Genomic DNA, 19,049 nt, shown 5'->3' on the forward strand with positions numbered 1-19,049 from the left:
TCTGGCCTGGCTCATGACTTCACCATGACGGAGCAGACGACCATGACGACTTCCACTCTGAAAACCACCACCCTGCGTTCCGACGAGTTCTCCTGCCCCAGCTGTGTCGACAAGATCGAAACCCGGCTCAAGGGGCTCGAGGGCGTCGAGTCCGCCGAGGTGAAATTCGCTTCCGGCCGGGTACTCGTCAGCCACGATCCGGCAAAGGCCTCGGTGCGCGCCCTGGTCGATGCCGTGGCCGAGGTCGGCTTCAACGTCAAGCCTTCGGCCATCTGATCGGAGCGTTCGCGCAGGCAGGGGGCACTCCCGCCCCCTGCCAATCGTCCAGGAGAGACTCATGAAACAATGGAACACCTGGGGCGTGGTCATCGCCTCTGGCCTGTTGATCATCGCGTCCTGGCTCACCGGCTCGGACCTGCTGATGATCGCCGCCGCCGCGGTGGCGGGCTACCGGATTGCCATCTCCGCCTACCAGGCCCTGCGCATCAAGACCATCTCCATCGACCTGCTGGTCATCGTCGCCGCGGTCGGCGCCCTGTTCATTCACAACTACTGGGAATCCGCCGCGGTGACCTTTCTCTTCGCCCTCGGCGGCGCCCTGGAAAGGGCCACCCTCAACAGGACCCGCCAGGCCCTGTCAGACCTGGTGGAGGCCGCCCCCGAAACGGCGACCGTGCTGCGTGACGGGGAGCCGCAAACCGTCGAGGTGTGGGAGCTCGTGCCCGGCGATATCGTACTGATCCGCAACGGTGAACAGGTACCTGTCGATGGCACTGTGATCTCGGGCCATGGCGGGGTGGACGAAGCCAGTATCACCGGCGAGTCGGTGCCTGCCGAGAAGGCCGAGGGCGTGGAGGTATTTGCCGGCACCTGGCTACGCTCCGGCGTGCTGCGCGTCAAGGCCGTCGGCATCGGAGCCGACACTGCCCTGGCCAGAATCATCCATCGCGTCGAGGACGCCCAGGATGCCAAGGCCAGGACCCAGACCTTCATGGAGAAGTTCTCCCGATACTACACGCCCGGGGTGATGCTCACTGCGCTGATCATCGGCCTGCTGACGCGCAACGTGGAGCTGGCCCTGACCCTGCTGGTCATCGGCTGTCCGGGCGCACTGGTCATTTCCATCCCGGTGTCCATCGTCGCTGGCATTGGCCGCTCGGCCCGGGACGGTGTGCTGATCAAGGGCGGTGAATACCTTGAAACTGCCGCTCGGGTCAGCGCCGTGGTGGTCGACAAGACCGGCACCCTGACCAACGGACGCCCTGAACTGACCGACGTGGTGGCGCTGGATGACGCCTGGAGCGAGGATCAGGTACTCGCCCTGGCCGCCCGGGCGGAAACCGCCTCGGAACACCCCCTGGCAGAGGCGATCATTCGCGGCGCCAAACAGCGCCAGCTGGCCGTGGCGATGGTCGAGCGCGCCGAGCCGGTGACCGGCAAGGGCATCCGCGCCGACGTCGATGGCCATACCGTCGCCGTGGGCTCCGCCGACCTGCTCGATCACACCCCCGACAACGAACGCATCCTGGCACTGAATGCCGCCGGCAAGACCGCCATGTTCGTCGGCGTGGACGGCCGCGCCGTGGGGATCGTGGCGGTTGCCGACACCATCCGCGACGACGCCCCGGCCGCCATCCAGGCCCTGCATGACAGCGGCATCAAGGTGGTCATGGCCACCGGTGACGCCCGGCGTGTCGCCGAAAGCGTGGCGACGGAGCTTGGCGTGGACGAAGTGCACGCCGAGCTGCTGCCCGAGGACAAGCTGACGCTGGTCGAGGCGCTGCAGCGCCAGGGACATACCGTGGCCATGGTGGGCGACGGCGTCAACGACACCCCGGCGCTCGCCCAGGCCGACATCGGAGTGGCCATGGGCGCCGCCGGCTCACCCGCCGCCATCGAAACCGCCGATATCGCGCTGATGGCCGACCGCCTGCCCCGCCTGCCCTATGCCCTGGGCCTGGCCAGGCGGACGGTGAACACCATGCGACTCAATATCGCCATCGCCCTGCTGACCGTGGCCGTGCTGCTGGCCGGGGTGCTCTTCGGCGGCGTGACCATGGCCATCGGCATGCTGGTTCATGAAGCGTCGGTACTGCTGGTCATCCTCATCGCCATGCTGCTGCTGCGTCCCACCCTCAAGGAGAACAGACAGACAACAACGCAGCACCATGAACCCGCGGATGCCCTGACGTCATGATCACCGGCAGCATCCTTCCTTACCACCACCAATCCATCCATACCGAGAACGGGAGACTCAAGATGTCGATCAAGCTTTCCACTGCCCTCATCCCCTTTACCCTGGCGGCCGCACTGGCGGTTTCCGGAGCCGGCCTGGCGGCCGATACGGCGGTGCACGACCATGACCATGGTGACACCCCCTTCGAACTGCAGCTCAACGACGGCGAAAAGTGGGCAATCGACGCCCCGCTGGCTAAGGCCATGGGCGATATCAGCCTGGTGATGCGCGGTTCCATCGACGCCATCCATGAGGACCAGCTGCCGGCAACGGAGTACGTCCCCCTGGCCGAGCAGATCAATGACAGCGTCGCTTACATGGTGGAGAACTGTGAACTTCAGCCCGAGGCCGACGCCCAGCTGCACATGATCATCGCCCAGCTGGTGACCGGCGCTGACAAGATGGCCGGCAACAATGTCGACGCCACACCCCGGGGGGGAGCGGTTCAAGTGCTGGGGGCACTAGAGGGCTATGAGCGCTATTTCGATGACCCGGACTTTGTGGCTGTCATTCACTGAGTCACACCCCGGCAACAACGAAATCCGGCGTGCCTTGCACGCCGGATTTTCTGGTTGCTGCCTGTCAGGAAAGGCGACTCACCCGCCGAGCAGATGGCTCAGCCGCACTTGGACCAGCCGCAGCCGGAGTAGCAGGTGGGGCAGCCGTCCATCATGATCAGCTCGCCGTTGCACTCGGGGCAGTGGCCGACCACGGTGGGGCCGTCGCCCTTGGCATGGGCGGCCTCCTCGGCCTTGCGCTCGGCCTGCTCGATCTCCTCGGCGGTGGGCGGCACCCACAGGTGGCCGCTGGCCTGGCGCTGGGCGTAGCGGGCGACCAGCTCCTCCACCGGCACCTGGTTGCCGTCCTGGTCGAGGAAGCCGCGGCGGTAGAGGATCTGCTGGATCGACCAGGCGATCGCCGCGACCTCGGAGTCGTGGAACACCGGCTTGCCCCAGCGGTTCATGCCGCAGCGCACCAGGCCCTTGTCCCAGGCCACCTTGCGCAGGTCGGCCACCGCCTGGGTGACGTAGCCGCCGCGGGCGGCCAGCGACAGGCTGCGCATGGTGGCGGTGATCCACTGGTGCTCGCTGGAGAGCTGGCCGGAGGGGAAGAAGAACTCCACCGGACGCTCGATCACCACCCGCTTGCCGTTGAGCACGCCCTCCACGGGCATGAAGGAGACCAGCAGGTAGACCTTCTTGCGCCCCTCGGCGCCGACGTAGGAGATCTTCTCCGACACGGCCTCCAGGGTGCCCTCGGGACGCGACGGTATGCGCACCGTGAGCGGGTTCTCCTCGGGCAGCGGCGGCTCTTCCACCGCCTTCTTGACACTGTAGGAAACGATCTTGGAATTGATCTCGACGGCCATCAGGGGGCTCCTCCGGAAAGTTGTTGGGTGGCACTGGGCATCCATCGCTCGGGGCTGATCCGGCGAAGAGCCTGCGAGGAGGCGCTGTAAACCCATCCCTGGGCGCTACCGACGCCATCCCTGGCGTAGGACCTCCTCTTCGGCTCTTCCCCGGCGCCCCTTGCTAAAGGCAACCAGGGAAACAATGGCTTACCACTTGCCATAGGTGCCTTCCTTCAGCGCGTCATAGAGGTTCGCCGCGTTGTGCTCCTCGCCGTCGTAGATGACCTTCTCGTCACCGGCCAGCTCCACGCTCTCGCCATTCTCCAGCTCGAAGACGTAGGTGGTGTTCTTGAGGTCGTCCTCGCGCACCAGCACCCCCTGGAAGGCCTCCGGATTGAAGCGGAAGGTGGTACAGCCCTTGAGCTTGCTCTGGTAGGCGTCGAGGTAGAGGTCCTTGAACTCCTCGAAGGGGAACTCGGTGGGCACGTTCACCGTCTTGGAGATCGCCGAGTCGACCCAGGCCTGGGCGGCGGCCTGCACCGCCACGTGCTGCTTGGGGCTCACCGCGTCGGCGGTGATGAAGTAGTCGGGCAGGTCGCTCTCCACGGCGTCGGCGGCGATGAAGTGGCGGTAGGCCGCCAGCTCGAAGGAGACCACCTCGACCTGCTCCTTGGTCTTCTTGCCCGACTGGATGACGTTGCGGAAGTAGCGGTGCGAGAACGACGGCTCGATGCCGTTGGAGGCGTTGTTGCCCAGCGACAGCGAGATGGTGCCGGTCGGCGCGATGGAGCTGTGGTGGGTGAAGCGCGCACCATGCTCGGCGAGTGCCGCGACCAGCTCCGGCTCCACCTCGGCGACCTTCTGCATGTAGCGGCTGTAGCGCGCATGCAGGATGCGACCGGGCACCTTGTCGCCGATCTCGTAGCCGTCCTTCTTGAGCTCCGGGCGCTCACGCAGCATCTTCGGGGTGATCTCGTAGTCCTCGGCCAGTGCCGGGGCCATGCCCTTCTCGCGGGAGAGTTCCAGCGCCTGCTTCCAGCCCTCGATGGCCAGGTTGCGGCTCACCTCCTCGGTGAAGGCCAGCGACTCCGGCGAGCCGTAGGGGATCTTGAGCATGGTCAGGGTGGAGCCCAGGCCCAGGAAGCCCATGCCATGGCGGCGCTTGGCCTCGATCTCGCGACGCTGGCCTTCCAGCGGCAGTCCGCTGATCTCCACCACGTTGTCGAGCATGCGGGTGAAGATCGCCACCACCTGGCGATAGCGCTCCCAGTCGAAGCGCGGCTTCTTGCCGAAGGGGTCGATCACGAAGCGCGTCAGGTTCACCGAGCCCAGCAGGCAGGCGCCCTCGGGCGGCAGCGGCTGCTCGCCGCAGGGGTTGGTGGCGCGGATCTCCTCGCAGAACCAGTTGTTGTTCATCCGGTTGACCTGGTCGATCAGGATGAAGCCCGGCTCGGCGTAATCATAGGTGGAACGCATGATGGTGTCCCACAGCTCACGGGCCTTGATCACCTCGACGATGCGGCAGGCCACGCGACCCTCGGCGTCGACGGTATAGCCCTCCTCCACCACCGGCCAGTCGCGGTAGATCAGCTCGCTCTCCTCGACGTCATCCTTCTCGCCGGCGTGCAGCGGGAAGGCCAGCGGCCAGTCGGTGTCCTTCTTCACCGCTTCCATGAACTCGTCGGTGATCAGCAGGCTGAGGTTGAACTGGCGCAGGCGACCCGACTCGCGCTTGGCCTCGATGAACTGACGCACGTCGGGGTGGCCGACGTCGAAGGTTCCCATCTGGGCGCCGCGGCGGCCACCGGCGGAGGCCACCGTGAAGCACATCTTGTCGTAGATATCCATGAACGCCAGGGGGCCGTTGGTGCCGGCACCGGCGCCGAACACGAAGGCACCCTTGTGACGCAGGGTGGAGAACTCGTAGCCGATGCCGCAGCCAGCCTTGAGGGTCATGCCGGCGTCGACCACGGAGTCGAGGATATCGTGCATGGAGTCGCGGATGGTGCGCGACACCGTGCAGTTGATCAGGCTCACCGCCGGCTTGTAGGCCTCGGCGCCGGCGTTGGACATGATCCGCCCGGCGGGGATGGCGCCGTTCTCCAGCGCCCAGCGGAACTTGGGCAGCCACTCGTCGGCCTGCTTGCCCTCCACCGCGGCCAGGGCCCGCGCCACCCGCTCCCAGGTCGCCGCCACGTCCTTGTCCACGGGCTTGCCGTGGCGGTCCTTGAGGCGGTACTTGGCGTCCCAGATGTCACGTGACGGGCCCTGCAGGGGGACCTCGCTGGATGACTTCACGGCCTTGGTGGAAGTGCTCATGCGGATGGCTCCGGAAGTAAGTCGGTTTATCGGAAAAGGGTCAGGTCGTGCGTCTTGCCAGCCGCTCCAGGCGGACCAGCAGTTCACCGAAGGGCCCCTGGGCCAGCCCCTCCTCGCGACCGTCGAGGAGGTTTTTGACCATCAGGCCCAGCTCGGTGTCGCCCTCGATCAGCAGGCGGCGCTGGAAGAACAGGGCGTCGGGGTCCTCGCGGCGGGTGGCCAGGCAGAGGAACTCGCGCCAGCCGCCACGGATGGAGGCCTCGCCGGGCTCGGTACAGACCCTGAGGCGCTCGTTCTCGAGGGTCAGGGTCAACGCCACGCCGAGATCCTCGATGGCCAGGGTGATGCGGCGCCCCTCGAGGGCGTCGAACTCCCCCTCGGCCAGGGGCTCGGCGAAGGTGCGGTTGAGCAGCGGTTCCACCAGGCGGCGCTTGACGCCGACCGGCACGCGCGGATCGACGGCGCGAATCAGGCGGGCGGGTGCGGGAAGGCGCGGCAGGGCCTGTAACGGTAAAGGCAACAACGGCAGGGACATGACAGCTCTCCTGAGGATAACCACGCGGCCGAGGCCGCCGAACCGTTCATCCTAGGCCGGTGTTCCCCGGGCTGCACTGACATGCATCATGTCGCCGGACAGCCCTCGATCACCCGCGGCCCGCCTACCATATATAGACCATATCGCCTCGGCAAGCCCCATATCTGGTGCAGGCGAGGCGACATCATGACCCATTTTCATTTGACAGCGAGAGAGCCGCGGCGTGGCGCGGCCAGGGGCGGGAGACGACGCGTCGATCGGCTGCGCCGACTCGCTCAGACGGTGCGCGAGTAGCGGTTCTCTTCGGGCTTGAGATAGGCGTCGAAGGCCATGGCGGCATTGCGCATCATCAGCCGTCCGGCGGGCAGCACCTCGATCTCACCCTCGCGGATCGCCAGCAAGCCGTCGTCGGCCATCTCCTGCAGCTGCGCCAGGGCGTCGGCGAAGTAGTCGCGGAAGACGATACCGTGGGCGGCCTCGATGGTGGCGAAGTCGATGCGGTTGTGGCACATCAGGGCGTTGATCACGTCGCGGCGCAGGCGGTCATCGGCGTTGAGGCGGTAGCCGCGGAACACCGGCAGGCGCCCTTCCTCCAGGCGATGCTGATACTGGGCGGTCTCCTTTACGTTCTGGCTGTAGGTGTCGCCCACCTTGCCGATGGAGGTGATGCCCAGGGCGATCATGTCGCAGTCGGCGTGGGTGGAGTAGCCCTGGAAATTGCGCTGCAGGGTGCCGTTCTCGCGGGCCAGGGAGAGCTCATCGTCGGGCAGGGCGAAGTGGTCCATGCCGATATAGACGTAGCCGGCGGCGGTGAGGCGGCGGATGGTCAGCTCGAGCAGCTCCAGCTTGCGCTCCGGCGGCGGCATGTCCTCGGGGCGGATCAGCCGCTGGGCCTTGAACAGCTCCGGCAGGTGGGCATAGCTGTAGGTGGCGATGCGGTCCGGGCGCAGGGCGATGATCTTGTCGAGGGTGGCATCGAAGCTGGCCACCGTCTGCAGCGGCAGGCCGTAGATCAGGTCGACGCTCACCGATTCGAAGCCGGCCTCCCGGGCGGCATGCACCAGTGAGACGACATCCTCCTCGCTCTGCACGCGGTTGACGGCCTTCTGCACGTCGAGATCGAAGTCCTGCACCCCGAAGCTCAGGCGGTTGAAGCCCAGGTCATGGAGCTCGTGGATCTGCTCGGGAGTCACGGTGCGCGGGTCCACCTCCAGGGAGAACTCGCGCTCGGCGGGCGGAGCGAAGTGGAAGGCCTCGTCCAGCGCCGCCATCAGCTCGCCGAGCTGGGCGTTGCTCAGGTAGGTCGGGGTGCCACCGCCCAGGTGCAGCTGGGTCATGCGCCGCGACTCGTCGAACAGCGCGCCCTGCACGCGGATCTCCTGCTTGAGCCACTCGAGGTACTCGGCGGCCCGCTCGGTGTTGTGGGTGATGATCTTGTTGCAGGCGCAGTAGTAGCAGAGGCTCTTGCAGAACGGGATATGCACGTAGACCGACAGCGACTTGGGCGTCTCGGCCCGGTTGCTGCGCTCGGCGGCGGCGCGGTAGTCGTCCTCGGCGAAGGCCGCATGGAACTGGGGCGCCGTAGGGTAGGAGGTATAGCGCGGCCCCGGGCGGTCGTACTTCTCCACCAGGGGGCGATCGAACAGCAGGTCGTCTTGCATCGTGAAACAGCCTCTTCAACCGGGGGCGGCACCGCGGCGCCGCCGTATGGGGCAGAGTATGCCATTCAGGGCCCGGCGCGTCGGTACCCTTCTCGAGGTAGCTGACCTGGATCAAGCCTGCGGCGCGCCGTGCGGCGGCACCAGTGGAGCAGGCGCCAGGCGGCAAGCCCCCAGGCCAGGCTCCAGAGCGCGGCGGAACTCCACAGCAGGGCCAGCCAGTGCTGGCCGGCATCCAGCGCCAGCAGGCGCAGCAGCGCGGCCAGGGAGAAAAGCAGCGCCAGGGGCAACAGCAGCGTCTCCGCCTCGGGGCGCGCCTTGGCGCGCAGGATCGCCTGGCGCAGCATGATGCCGGAGGCCAGGGTGCCGAGCGCCCCGATGGTGAAGGCGTGCAGGGTGGCGCTGGCGTGGGGCTGCTGCCACCAGGCCCGGGCCAGCAGCAAGAGGCCCACCCCCAGCCAGGCGTAGCCCACCATGAGCCCCAGCAGGTCGGGTCGCCCGCGGCAGGCCCAGGGCCGCCAGCGCCATAGTCGCCACAGCACCAGCAGCCCGGCCGCCAGAACCAGCCCCGCGGCCAGCGGCCGCAGCGGCGGCCACAGCATCAGCAACGGCGTCACCCCGAGCAGCACGATCAGCGCCGCCTCGAGGCGCGGCTGGACCCCCGCCCCGGCCTGGCGCCGGCTCGCCATCAGGTGGCCGTTCACCGCCGGCGCCAGCACCCGCCCGCCCATGAACACCATCAGCAGCACCAGCCACAGCACCCCCTGATGCATCACCAGCGCCGTGGTCGGCATGGCGCCCAGGTGGCGCCAGACCAGGGTGACCAGGGCCAGCAGGCAGAGCAGGCCCAGCAGCGGCGAGAGCACCCGGTTGCGCCACTTCTTGGCGGCGATGAAGCGCGGCACCAGGCGCCAGCCGAGCAGCAGCACGAAGGCCCCATCGGCCAGGATCACCGGCAGGGCGACGGGCCACAGCAGGCCGCCCAGGCGTGCCGCCAGCCAGAGGCCGCCCAGTAGCCAGAGCCAGCGCTGGTTGAGCGGCCCCAGCAGGTAGCCGGCGATCACCGCCAGGGCGAAGCCGAACAGCAGCTCGCGACCATGTGCCGCAGGGGAGGCCAGCAGCGGCACCTCCTGCAGGTGATAGAGTGACAGCAGGGAAAGCGGCACCAGCAGGGCCGCGTGCAGGGCCGCCAGCGGGAAGAGCCAGCGCCAGGCCGGAACGGTGGAAGCGGTTCTCCCGGGGCGATTCACGGAAGGCTTTGCGTCACTCTTTAACATGCATGTAAAATACTATTTATTGAGCATCGCCGCCACGGGGGAGGTTCTGCATGACACACCCGGTCTCGCGTATCGCCTGGAGCGGGCTGGCCTATGGCTGCATCGGCCTGGGCACCGCCGGCCTGGTAGTGCCGCTGCTGCCCACCACGCCCTTCCTGCTGGTGGCGGCCTGGGCCGCCCCCAAGGGCTCCCCGCGGCTGGCCCGATGGCTGCACGCGCATCCGCGCCTGGGCCCCACCCTGCACGCCTGGCGGGAGCAGCGCGCGGTGCCGCGCCGGGCCAAGCGGCTGGCGCTGGTGCTGCTGCTGATGAGCTGGCTGGTGCTGTGGGTCGGCGGCGCGGCGCCCGCCGTGCTGGCACTGACCGGGCTGCTGTTCTGCGGCGTGGCAGGCTTCCTGCTGACGCGACCCGATGCCGCAGGCGATGGCGCCCTCACGGCAACGAGCGATAAACTGATAGAATAGAAGCGTCTTATCTTATCAAGTTTGACTAATATCAAGCAGAGAGGTGGCAGCCCTCGTATGCACCTGACCCGCTTTACCGACTACTCCATTCGCGTGCTGATCTACCTGGCGGCGAAGGGGGAAGCGCGATCCACGATCCATGAGATCGCCACCAGCTTCGATGTCTCCCGCAACCACCTGATGAAGGTGGTCCAGGACCTGAGCCACAAGGGCTACATCACCGCTATTCGCGGCAAGAACGGCGGCCTGCTGCTCAAGAAGGCCCCCGAGGAGATCCGCCTGGGCAGGCTGGTGCGCGATACCGAGAATGACCTGGAGCTGGTGGAGTGCTTCGGCGACAGCAACGAGTGCAAGATCACCCCGGCCTGCCGGCTCAAGCCGATCCTGGCCGAGGCGCTGCGTGCCTTTCTCGCCGTGCTCGACAAGTACACCCTGGCCGACATGCTGGGCCCCCAGCAGCCGCAGCTGGTCGAGCTGCTGAGAATCGAGCCATTGGCCAGCAAGGCCGGCAGCACCCCGCCGCTGGCCTCCTGACGGCCGCCGGCTTGCGCTGCCGGGCGGCGTCGGCGATGCTTGAAAGTGCGTTTTGCCATGACATGGGTCATGGCTGCCCACGGCGCCCTGCGCCATCATGGGCCCAGACATCGGAGGCATCGGCGGCATCCGATTTTTTCACCGCCTAAAGATGCATTCTGGAGACATGTTCATGAAGCGACTGGCTACCCTCACCCTGTCTGGCGTCGCCGCCCTGGCCCTCTCGGCCGCCGTCCAGGCCGAGCCCGACGGCGAGGCGATCTACAACCAGGCCTGCATGGCCTGCCACATGACCGGTGCCGCCGGCGCGCCCATCAAGGGCGACGAGGCCGCCTGGGCCCCGCGCCTGGAGCAGGGCATGGAGACCCTCTACGACCACTCCATCAACGGCTTCCAGGCCATGCCGGCCCGCGGCGGCTTCACCAACCTCAGCGACGAGGAGGTGAAGGCCGCGGTGGACTTCATGCTCGAACCGGTGCTTTAAGCCGCAGGGCAGGCACCCGACCAGAAGCGCCCCCGGCAGCCAGGCTGCCGGGGGCGCTGCGTTTCCGGGCCGGGCAGCCGCCCGGCGCTATCTACATCATCCGCTCGATATGCGCCCGGGCCAGATCGTTGAGCACCTGGATATCGATCTCATCAAAGCGAAGTAGCCGCCCGTCGTGCTCCGCCATGAAGGCCCGGGCCGCCTCCTCGCTGCCGAAGGAGGCCAGGGTCGGGCCCATGGCGCCAAACACCGGGTGCTCGGTCACATAGACCGCCACATCGGCAGGAATGAAGGCGTCGTCCGAGGGGTGGTCCCAGTCGGTGATGCCCATGTCGTGGACGAAGGCCTGGTGCAGCTGGGGCACCGAGTCGGGCTGCAGCAGCCAAACGAACATGTCCGAGGTGGAGCAGAAGGTCAGCAGCCGCCCGTCGCGCAGGCAGGCCTGGGCCTTGGGGCCCGGAAACTCGGCGATGAACATCCCGCATACCGCGCACTCGTCGTCGTCGCGGAAGGGGCGCGGCTCGCAGGCCGCGGCCACCTCCTCCTCGCCGCCGCAGCCGGCAAGCCCTGCCAGGGTCACGCCCCCCAGCACGATGATGAACTTCCTGCGTGTCAGCATGGGTCGGTTTCCTTGTCAGATCTCGCGGCGGCGGAAGATCCACAGCGCCAGGCCCAGTGGCACCGCCACCCAGGCCAGCAGGGCGCCCAGCAGCAGCACCGGGTGGAAGGCCGCATCGGCGCCGATGGAGGCCAGCCCCGCCTGAGTCCGCGCCGCCTCGAAGAAGGTCAGGTTGACGATGCGGAAAATGTCGGTGGGGTTGAGCAGCAGCAGGTAGTGGAAGAGCCCCTCGCTGACCTGGCCGCCGGTGCCCACCAGCACCCCCAGCAGCGCCAGGTCGTAGACGATGACGAAGAAGAACCACACCACCAGAGCGATGCCCGCCGCGCGTGACTTCTCCGCCACGCTGACGCTGATCAGGTAGGCGAAGCCGATGAAGGCCCAGCCCAGCAGCATCGCCGAGAGGATGAAGAGCGCTAGGGCCGCCACCAGCTCGCCGAGCAGCTCCACGCTGCCGAAGGCGGCGATCACCGCGCCGGCCACGCCGAAGCCCACCAGGGTGGAGACGCCGAGGATCGCCGCATGGCCGAGGAACTTGCCGGCGAGGATCTCGACCCGGCTCATGGGGTAGGTGAGCAGCAGCAGCAGAGTGCCCTGCTCGTCCTCGCCGACGATGCTGTCGTAGGCCAGCATCAGGGCGATCAGCGGAATCAGGAACACCGCCAGGCTCGACAGGCTGACGATGGTGGTGGAGACCCGGGTGAAGCCCACCTGGCCGGAGGCCGCGGCGCCGAAGTAGGCCAGGCCGATGGCCAGCAGGCCGAATACCAGGGTGATCGCCAGCACCCAGCGGTTGCGCAGGCCGTCGCGGAACTCCTTGCCGGCCACGATCATCAGGTTTCTCATGCGCTCACTCCCTGCTGGGCGTCGAGGGTCGCCGCCGGGGCCGGCTCGGCCGCCCCGCGGTTGCGGATGGTGCCGTCGAAGTGGGCATAGAGCGACTCCAGGGTGGGCGGCTCCAGGTCCAGGTCGGCGGTCTCGGGGTCGGCCATCAGGCTGCGCAGCACCGCCAGCTTGGCACGCACCGGCACCTTGAGCTCGATTCGGCCATCCCCCGTCACGCGGGCCAGCACCCCGTGAGGCCGCAGCGACTCGGCGAGGCTCTCCGCGGCCCGGGTGGTGCGCAGGCGCATCACCAGCGGCAGGTCGGCGGCCTCGCGCAGCTCATCGATGCTGCCCGAGGCGAGCATGCGCCCCTGGCCCAGGATCGCCGCGCGGTCGATATGGCGCTCCACCCCGGGCAGCACGTGGGAGCAGAGGATCACGCTGACCCCGCGGCCGCGCAGCTCGTCGACCATGCCGTAGAAGTCGCGGGTGGCCATGGGGTCCAGCCCCACGGTGGGCTCGTCGAGCAGCATCAGACGCGGCTCGCCGATCAGCGCCTGGGCGAGGCCAAGGCGCTGGCGCATGCCCTTGGAGTAGGTCTTCACCCGGCGGTGCATGGCATGGCCCAGGCCCACGCGCTCCAGCAGCGGCTCGACGACACCGTGGCCGATGCGCTTGAGGCGGGCGAAGTAGTCGAGCACCTCGAAGCCCGAGAGCTGCTCGTAGAACTGCACGTTCTCGGGCAGGTAGCCCAGGCTCAGGCGCAGATCGTTGGCCGCGGCACCGCCGGGGTCGTGGCCGAACACCCGGAGCTCACCGCTGGTCGGCCGGATCAGGCCGAGGATCAGCTTCATGGAGGTGGACTTGCCGGCGCCGTTGTGGCCCATCAGGCCCAGCACCTCGCCCTCGCCCAGGGTCAGGCTCACCTCGTCGAGAGCGGTCAGCTTGCCGAAGCGCTTGCCGACCGAGCGCATCTCGATCACGGGTTGGGTCATTGCACTATCTCCGCCATCCAGTCGGGAAGGGCCATCAGCGGATGGCTGTCGCGTACGCCCGGAGGGCGCAGGATCGGGAACTCGCGCTGCACCCAGCGCAGCACCTGCACCGCCGGGCTGTTCATCAGGATCTTGGCCATGGGGTAGGTCCAGATCAGGCGATCCACCGAGTCGTTGGGTTCGTAGGGGATATCGCCCAGGCCGTCACCGCTCAGGTCCCAGCCCAGGTAGTCGCTCCAGTAGTTGCCGCGCCCTTCGAAGGACCACTCCTGCTCGCGCAGCGCCACATACTTCACCTGGGTCTCGTTGCCGACGAAGGCGTTGCCGTGGAACTCGTTGTCCTCGGAGCCGGCGGTCATGTGGATGCCGATCTCGGTGCGCGCGAAGAGGTTGTCGCGTATCTCGTTGAACAGCGAGTTGTAGACGAACAGCGCCTTGCCCTCGCTGCCGCTGATGGCATGGCCATCGGGTGCCGCCGCCATGCCGCCGCGCTGGGCCTCGATGGCGACGTTCTCGGCGATCACCGAGTGCACGATGAAGTTCATCAGGAAGCCGTAGTTCTGATCGCGCTCGGAACGGTTACCGACGACCTCCAGGTGGCGCGACTGCATCAGCGCATAGCCCAGGCGGTTGTTGCGGGTGACGTTGTCGCGCACCACGTTGTTCTGGGAGAACATGTAGTGCACGCCGTAGCGCTGGTCGCGCAGCAGGTTGCCGATCAGCCGGTTGTCGTTGCTGACGTCGATGTAGATGCCGTCGCGGGCCTCCCACACCTCGTTGTCGCGGATCTCGGCACCGGTGACGTTGTAGAGCTGCAGGCCGTTGCCACGGTCCTGGGAGCGCAGCGAGGTATCGCCGCTGATGCGGTTGCCGATCACCTTCACATCGGGCACGGCATCGAGCCAGATGCCGAAGCCGCGGGCCTCGATGCGGTTGTTCTCGATGACGGCGCCTTCGGCCTCGCGGGCCACGAAGATGCCACTGTCGATGTCGGTGATGTTGGCACCGTCCTCGCGGATGTGCAGGTCGCGCACCGTGGCACCGGGGGCGGCCACGGTCAGCACGCTGCCGCTTCGCTGCCCGTCGAGGATGGCCCCGGGCTCGCCGACCAGGGTAAGGGGCACCTCGATCACGAAATTGCCGAGGTGGACGCCTTCGGCCACCCGCACCGTATCACCGGGCGCGGCGGCTTCCAGCACCTGCTGCAGGGGGGTCTCGCCGGGCACGGCCCGCCATTCGGCGGCCGGGGCGAGACTCGGCAGCAGCAGGAGAAGAAAGGGGAGCAGCCATCTTGCTTGCATGGTGGTCTCTGCCTGTCGAAGGGGCCTGCCGGGCCGGCGCGGGGCGCCGACCCGGCAGGTGCTGCCGATGGACTATTGCCGCAACATCAGGCCGGCTCGACCAGCAGGCGGCCGACCATCTCCATGTGCAGCGCGTGGCAGAACCAGTTGCAGTAGTACCAGAACACCCCGGGCTTGTCGGCCGTGAAGGTGATCGAGGCGGTCTGCAGCGGGCTGATCTCCATGCTCACCCCGTGGTCCACGACGCAGAAGCCGTGGGAGAGGTCCTCGATGCGATCGAGGTTGGTGATGGTCACGGTGATCTCGTCACCCACCTTGGCCGGGATCTCGGTGATGCCAAAGTTGGGCGCTACCGAGGTCATGTAGACCCGCAGCTTGTTGCCGTCGCGGATGATGGTGTTGTCGGTCTCGACATTGACGCCATCCTCTTCGGCCTGCCGGATGGTCTCGGCGAAGTAGGGGTCGTCGCGATCCCAGACCTGCTTGGTCTGGATCTGGTCGCGGCGGATGATCACCGCATCGTGGGGCTCGGCGAAGGTCGGGGTGTCGTGGAGCAGCACCATCTCGTCGCCGGAGATATCGATCATCTGATCGTTCTCGGGATGCAGCGGGCCCACCGGCAGGTAGCGGTCCTTGGAGAACTTGTTCAGCGAGAACAGGTACTTACCATCGGCATCCTTGGACTCCGAGAGGGTCGCATGGTTGTGGCCCGGCTGGTAGTGGACGTCGATCTTCTGACGGATGTACTCGACGTCCTCGCCGTTGTAGTGGCGCACGGCGTCTTCCATGTTCCACTTCACCACCTGGCTGTCGATGAACAGGGTAGTGTAGGCGTTGCCGCGGCCGTCATAGGTGGTGTGCAGCGGCCCGAGGCCCAGTTCCGGCTCGGCGGCGATCACGTCGCGCTCGTCGTCGAGGTTGCCCTCGAAGAGGTCGTCGAGCTTGGCGATCTCGATCATCGACACGGTGGGCGACAGCTTGCCGGCGGCGATGAAGTACTTGCCGTCGGTGGAGGTATTGAGGCCGTGGGGGTTCTTCGGCACCGGCACGTAGCGGGTCACGTTGAGGTCGGAGCTCTTGCGGCCGTCCACCACCGGCACATCGGAGTCGCCGATGGTCATGTAGTTGCCCTCGGCCACCGCCGCCTCGATGCGCTCGATGCTGAACACGGTCACCCAGTCGCGATCGGCGCGCATCTTGCCGGCCAGGTCCACCGCGCCCTCGGAGTTGTAGCAGGTGGCGGCGGCGTACTTGCCGGTGTAGTCGGCGTCCATGTTGTCCAGGTTGCCATCCACCATCACCTGCCACTTCACCTCCATGCTATCGGCGTCGATGGCATTCCACAGGGTGTAGTACTTCGACGGGTCGTTGATATCGCGGCCATCGTTGGGCTGCGGGATCATGTACTCGCCGTTGGCGAACACATAGCCAGAGCGCGGGGCCTTCTGCAGGCGCAGGCCATGGATGGCCTGGACGTTGGGCACCGTCACCATGGCGTCGGTCTTGAAGACGTCCAGGCGGATCCGGGCGACGCGGGTGTTGGCCTTGTCGTTGATGAACAGGTAGCGCCCGTCGTGGCTACCGTCGGTGTAGCTGATATGGGGGTGGTGGGCATCGCCGTTGGTGAAGCGGTGGCTGTCGCCCATGATGCGCTTGGACTCGTTGGTCATCCCCCAGCCGGAGGCCGAGCAGTGGTTGAACACGGGGATGCGCATGATCTCGCGCATGGAGGGCACGCCGTAGACGCGTACCTCGCCGCTGTGGCCGCCGCTCCAGAAGCCGTAGTACTCATCGAGCTCACCCGGTGCCACATGGATATTGGCGGCGCTGCCGTGGCTGGCCGCCTGGGCCGGCTGGCTGCGGGTCATCGCGCCCACGCCCGCCACGCCGGCGGCGCCGGCCATGCTGACCGCTCCTACCGCGGCGCTGCCCGCCAGAAAGCGGCGGCGCCCCTCGTTGACGGTACCGGTGGGCTTGTCACCCTTATGCTTGTCGCTCATGACGCTTCTCCGTTTCGTTGTCGCTTTCTTGCGATGCCGACTCTGCGGCCGGCCTTCTGCTTCCGTCGCCGCCTCGGCCGTGGCCGAGGCGGCTCCCGGTTCACTGCTCGGCAGCCGCCTCAGGCACCGTCTCCGGACACCTCGGCAGCGGGAATCCGCCGGCTCTCGGCCACCTTGCTGCTCAGCCGGGTCGCCTTCTCGCGCTTCTTCCGCTGCACCACCATGGGCGGGCACTTGCGGTCGTTGTGATAGGTCACCTGGCAGTCCAGGCAGTAGTGGCACTCGTTGGGGTTGATCCGGCCGTCGGGATGGATCGCCTGGATATGGCACTCGTTGGCGCAGATCTGGCAGGGCTTGCCGCACTCCTTGTGGCGGCGCAGCCAGTCGAACAGGCGGATGCGCGCGGGGATCGCCAGGCCGGCGCCCAGCGGGCAGACATAGCGGCAGTAGAACTTGTGGTTGAAGGCGCTGATCACCAGCAGCAGCACCGCGTAGAACACGAAGCCCCACTCACGCTGGAACTTGAGTAGCACGGCGGTCTTGAAGGGCTCCACCTCGGCGTAGATCTCGGCCTGGCCCAGGGACTGCAGGGAGAGGGCGAACAGCCCCAGCAGGATGATGTACTTGAGCGCCCAGAGCCGCTCGTGGACCGCGAAGGGCAGCTCGAACTGCGGCACCTTGAACTTCAGGGCCACCGCGCTGATCAGCTCCTGCATGGCGCCGAAGGGACACAGCCAGCCGCAGTAGACGCCGCGCCCCCACAGCAGCAGGGTGACCGCCACGAAGCTCCAGAGGATGAACATCATCGGATCCATCAGGAAGGTGGACCACTGGAAGTCGGTGAACAGGGCGTTGGCGAAGGTGAGAATGTTGACCACCGAGAGCTGGGCCAGGGCGTACCAGCCGATGAAGACCACGGTGTAGACCAGGAAGGAGTAGCGGATCGTGTGCAGCAGGCGCGGCCGCCTGGCCAGCCAGTCCTGGAACAGCAGGATGAAGGTGAGCAGGACGAGGCCGGCGCCCAGCACCACGATATGCATGACGCGGTCTTCCCACACCGAGACCCACAGCGGGCGCGTCTCGTCGTCGAGCATGGCGTCGGCGACGGGCTCGGGAATCACCAGGAAGCGCTCGGGCACCTTGAGCTCGGCGTCGAAGCCGGCGAACTCGGTGTCCAGGGCCCCCACCTGGCGGCGCACCAGCAGCTCCAGCTCCCAGGGCTGGCCCGGGTCGAAGCGGGTCTCCTCGCGCAGGATGAAGATATCGCGTTCGGAGAAACGCGGCGCGCCCTCGGCCTCGACGCCCCACAGGCGGCGCATGTCGGCATCGTGGAACTGGTCGGTGCGCCCGCCATGGTGAATCATGATGCGATCGTAGATGCCGCCGCGCACGAAGCCGGAGCCCTTGAAGGAGTAGCGCCCGTTGGCCATGATCGCCAGGGCGTGCTCGCCCTCGGCAAGCCCCTCCATCAGCTGCTCGAACTGGCGCTCGCCGAGGAGGTTGCGGCCCACGGTGGGCACGTTGAGGTAGGCGAAATAGAGGTCAATGAAGGTCTCGTCCTCGCGCCCTTCCGGGGCCGCCTCGACGCCTTCGGCAGCGGTGCCGATGAAGGCCTCGTCCACCTCGCCGCGGGTCAGGGAGAGGTGGCCGATGGCTCCCTCCTCCACCAGTTCGTCCCAGCTCGCCTCCTCGAAGACCTCTTCACGCACGGTGGCGGGCTCGGCCACGCCGGCCTCGAGAATGCCCAGCTCCCGGGCCACCTGCCGCGCCGAGCGCATGATCCCCTCGCCCATCACCACCACGGTGACGGTGGCGCCGGAGATGGCGTCCACATGCTCATAGCCCTCGCGCCGCTGACGCGACAGACCCACGCGGACCTTCTGGCGCACCGACTTGCCGGCATACTGCTCGACGAAGTCGTCGAGCACCGTCTCGGGAATCCCCACCAACATGATCGGCTCGGAGTGGTCGAGCACCTCGACCCCGGTGATGCGGCCATCCATCGCCATGCCGACCCGCATGTTGACCGGGTGGCCGGAGTAGGCGGGAATCGGCGCGATATCGTTGGTCTCGAAGACATAGCCAACGGTCTCGCCATCGCGCAGCACCGGCAGCACCGGCGGCTCCTCGATGGGCTCGCCTACCGCATCCGCCTCGGGGAACACCACCGGCAGCCACTCGGCCGCCTGGGCCGGCGTCGTCAGGGCCGCATTCGACACCACGACGGCCATCAGCAGCGCCAGGGTCAACAGCCAGGGTCGCAGAAAACTTGTCACGAGACGCTCCACTCCGGTTCAGTCAGGCCGGCGCATAATATGCATCCGGAAAACCTCTTTAAGGGTGAAGCATGGGATAGTTTGCCGGGCCCGACAACGCACCCAGATCAAGGTATTCGCCTTTTCCCCCTGTGAGTCGGGTGCTATGTTGACCGGGACGCCCTTCCGGGCGGGC

General features: G+C 67.2%; 17 protein-coding genes. 6 read left to right on the forward strand and 11 right to left on the reverse strand.

Annotated elements, in window-relative coordinates:
* Positions 1-42: 42 nt before the first annotated feature.
* The 3 genes from NHL60_RS18730 (at position 43) to NHL60_RS18740 (ending at position 2,754) form a co-directional block, all read left to right on the forward strand.
* Positions 43-276 carry a heavy-metal-associated domain-containing protein gene (locus tag NHL60_RS18730; RefSeq protein WP_169956356.1) on the forward strand — a complete coding sequence of 78 codons (234 nt, stop codon included), beginning with the start codon at positions 43-45 and terminating at the stop codon, positions 274-276.
* Positions 277-337: 61 nt separating this feature from the next.
* The gene (locus NHL60_RS18735; RefSeq protein WP_253446973.1) at positions 338-2,197 is read left to right on the forward strand and encodes a cation-translocating P-type ATPase; all 1,860 of its coding nucleotides are present in this window, start codon (positions 338-340) and stop codon (positions 2,195-2,197) included.
* 62 nt (positions 2,198-2,259) lie between these two features.
* Positions 2,260-2,754: a hypothetical protein gene (locus NHL60_RS18740; RefSeq protein ID WP_253446975.1), complete on the forward strand. Its 495-nt coding sequence runs from the start codon at positions 2,260-2,262 to the stop codon at positions 2,752-2,754.
* A gap of 98 nt (positions 2,755-2,852) precedes the next feature.
* Here the strand turns inward: NHL60_RS18740 and NHL60_RS18745 are convergent, their stop codons facing one another.
* From NHL60_RS18745 to NHL60_RS18765, 5 genes are all read right to left on the reverse strand, one after another.
* Positions 2,853-3,605, reverse strand: a complete 753-nt coding sequence (locus tag NHL60_RS18745; RefSeq protein ID WP_089677259.1) for a ribonucleoside-diphosphate reductase — start codon at positions 3,603-3,605, stop codon at positions 2,853-2,855.
* Between the two features lie 189 nt (positions 3,606-3,794).
* A complete protein-coding gene (locus tag NHL60_RS18750; protein ID WP_253446978.1) occupies positions 3,795-5,906 on the reverse strand; it encodes an adenosylcobalamin-dependent ribonucleoside-diphosphate reductase in 2,112 nt (703 codons plus the stop codon).
* 40 nt (positions 5,907-5,946) lie between these two features.
* A complete protein-coding gene (locus tag NHL60_RS18755; RefSeq protein ID WP_119021251.1) occupies positions 5,947-6,441 on the reverse strand; it encodes an SCP2 domain-containing protein in 495 nt (164 codons plus the stop codon).
* 275 nt (positions 6,442-6,716) lie between these two features.
* Positions 6,717-8,102: an oxygen-independent coproporphyrinogen III oxidase gene (gene hemN / locus NHL60_RS18760; RefSeq protein WP_253446981.1), complete on the reverse strand. Its 1,386-nt coding sequence runs from the start codon at positions 8,100-8,102 to the stop codon at positions 6,717-6,719.
* A gap of 65 nt (positions 8,103-8,167) precedes the next feature.
* Positions 8,168-9,349, reverse strand: coding sequence for an NnrS family protein (locus tag NHL60_RS18765; RefSeq protein ID WP_253446984.1), 1,182 nt, complete (start codon positions 9,347-9,349; stop codon positions 8,168-8,170).
* Between the two features lie 77 nt (positions 9,350-9,426).
* Between NHL60_RS18765 and NHL60_RS18770 the strand changes: the two genes are divergently transcribed.
* The 3 genes from NHL60_RS18770 to NHL60_RS18780 all read left to right on the forward strand — a co-directional run bounded on the left by NHL60_RS18770 (position 9,427) and on the right by NHL60_RS18780 (position 10,858).
* Complete coding sequence (locus tag NHL60_RS18770) at positions 9,427-9,840, forward strand: YbaN family protein (protein WP_253446987.1); 414 nt, start codon at positions 9,427-9,429, stop codon at positions 9,838-9,840.
* A gap of 57 nt (positions 9,841-9,897) precedes the next feature.
* The gene (locus NHL60_RS18775) at positions 9,898-10,374 is read left to right on the forward strand and encodes an Rrf2 family transcriptional regulator (RefSeq protein WP_253446990.1); all 477 of its coding nucleotides are present in this window, start codon (positions 9,898-9,900) and stop codon (positions 10,372-10,374) included.
* 172 nt (positions 10,375-10,546) lie between these two features.
* Positions 10,547-10,858, forward strand: a complete 312-nt coding sequence (locus tag NHL60_RS18780) for a cytochrome c5 family protein (protein ID WP_253446993.1) — start codon at positions 10,547-10,549, stop codon at positions 10,856-10,858.
* Positions 10,859-10,949: 91 nt separating this feature from the next.
* Here the strand turns inward: NHL60_RS18780 and NHL60_RS18785 are convergent, their stop codons facing one another.
* The 6 genes from NHL60_RS18785 to nosR form a co-directional block, all read right to left on the reverse strand.
* A complete protein-coding gene (locus NHL60_RS18785) occupies positions 10,950-11,477 on the reverse strand; it encodes a nitrous oxide reductase accessory protein NosL (protein ID WP_253446996.1) in 528 nt (175 codons plus the stop codon).
* Between the two features lie 15 nt (positions 11,478-11,492).
* Positions 11,493-12,323: an ABC transporter permease subunit gene (locus NHL60_RS18790; protein WP_169956334.1), complete on the reverse strand. Its 831-nt coding sequence runs from the start codon at positions 12,321-12,323 to the stop codon at positions 11,493-11,495.
* Positions 12,320-13,297, reverse strand: coding sequence for an ABC transporter ATP-binding protein (locus NHL60_RS18795; protein ID WP_253446999.1), 978 nt, complete (start codon positions 13,295-13,297; stop codon positions 12,320-12,322). The genes NHL60_RS18790 and NHL60_RS18795 overlap by 4 nt, the downstream gene beginning before the upstream one ends.
* Positions 13,294-14,598: a nitrous oxide reductase family maturation protein NosD gene (locus NHL60_RS18800; protein WP_253447002.1), complete on the reverse strand. Its 1,305-nt coding sequence runs from the start codon at positions 14,596-14,598 to the stop codon at positions 13,294-13,296. The genes NHL60_RS18795 and NHL60_RS18800 overlap by 4 nt, the downstream gene beginning before the upstream one ends.
* 86 nt (positions 14,599-14,684) lie before the next feature.
* The gene (gene nosZ / locus NHL60_RS18805; RefSeq protein ID WP_253447005.1) at positions 14,685-16,598 is read right to left on the reverse strand and encodes a TAT-dependent nitrous-oxide reductase; all 1,914 of its coding nucleotides are present in this window, start codon (positions 16,596-16,598) and stop codon (positions 14,685-14,687) included.
* Between the two features lie 119 nt (positions 16,599-16,717).
* A complete protein-coding gene (gene nosR, locus NHL60_RS18810; RefSeq protein WP_253447008.1) occupies positions 16,718-18,874 on the reverse strand; it encodes a transcriptional regulator NosR in 2,157 nt (718 codons plus the stop codon).
* Positions 18,875-19,049: the final 175 nt, after the last annotated feature.

It is taken from the genome of Halomonas sp. Y3 (genome assembly GCF_024137965.1).
In the GTDB taxonomy this organism is placed as follows: domain Bacteria; phylum Pseudomonadota; class Gammaproteobacteria; order Pseudomonadales; family Halomonadaceae; genus Halomonas; species Halomonas mongoliensis.

What these genes read in the sequence shown, in the direction of transcription:
- NHL60_RS18730 (WP_169956356.1), top strand. Translation starts at nt 43, where the DNA reads ATGACGACTTCCACTCTGAAAACCACCACCCTGCGTTCCGACGAGTTC.
- NHL60_RS18800 (WP_253447002.1), bottom strand. Translation starts at nt 14,598, where the DNA reads ATGCAAGCAAGATGGCTGCTCCCCTTTCTTCTCCTGCTGCTGCCGAGT.
- NHL60_RS18735 (WP_253446973.1), top strand. Translation starts at nt 338, where the DNA reads ATGAAACAATGGAACACCTGGGGCGTGGTCATCGCCTCTGGCCTGTTG.
- NHL60_RS18795 (WP_253446999.1), bottom strand. Translation starts at nt 13,297, where the DNA reads ATGACCCAACCCGTGATCGAGATGCGCTCGGTCGGCAAGCGCTTCGGC.
- NHL60_RS18780 (WP_253446993.1), top strand. Translation starts at nt 10,547, where the DNA reads ATGAAGCGACTGGCTACCCTCACCCTGTCTGGCGTCGCCGCCCTGGCC.
- hemN (WP_253446981.1), bottom strand. Translation starts at nt 8,102, where the DNA reads ATGCAAGACGACCTGCTGTTCGATCGCCCCCTGGTGGAGAAGTACGAC.
- NHL60_RS18775 (WP_253446990.1), top strand. Translation starts at nt 9,898, where the DNA reads ATGCACCTGACCCGCTTTACCGACTACTCCATTCGCGTGCTGATCTAC.
- NHL60_RS18750 (WP_253446978.1), bottom strand. Translation starts at nt 5,906, where the DNA reads ATGAGCACTTCCACCAAGGCCGTGAAGTCATCCAGCGAGGTCCCCCTG.
- nosZ (WP_253447005.1), bottom strand. Translation starts at nt 16,598, where the DNA reads ATGAGCGACAAGCATAAGGGTGACAAGCCCACCGGTACCGTCAACGAG.
- NHL60_RS18785 (WP_253446996.1), bottom strand. Translation starts at nt 11,477, where the DNA reads ATGCTGACACGCAGGAAGTTCATCATCGTGCTGGGGGGCGTGACCCTG.
- NHL60_RS18745 (WP_089677259.1), bottom strand. Translation starts at nt 3,605, where the DNA reads ATGGCCGTCGAGATCAATTCCAAGATCGTTTCCTACAGTGTCAAGAAG.
- NHL60_RS18755 (WP_119021251.1), bottom strand. Translation starts at nt 6,441, where the DNA reads ATGTCCCTGCCGTTGTTGCCTTTACCGTTACAGGCCCTGCCGCGCCTT.
- NHL60_RS18770 (WP_253446987.1), top strand. Translation starts at nt 9,427, where the DNA reads ATGACACACCCGGTCTCGCGTATCGCCTGGAGCGGGCTGGCCTATGGC.
- NHL60_RS18740 (WP_253446975.1), top strand. Translation starts at nt 2,260, where the DNA reads ATGTCGATCAAGCTTTCCACTGCCCTCATCCCCTTTACCCTGGCGGCC.
- NHL60_RS18790 (WP_169956334.1), bottom strand. Translation starts at nt 12,323, where the DNA reads ATGAGAAACCTGATGATCGTGGCCGGCAAGGAGTTCCGCGACGGCCTG.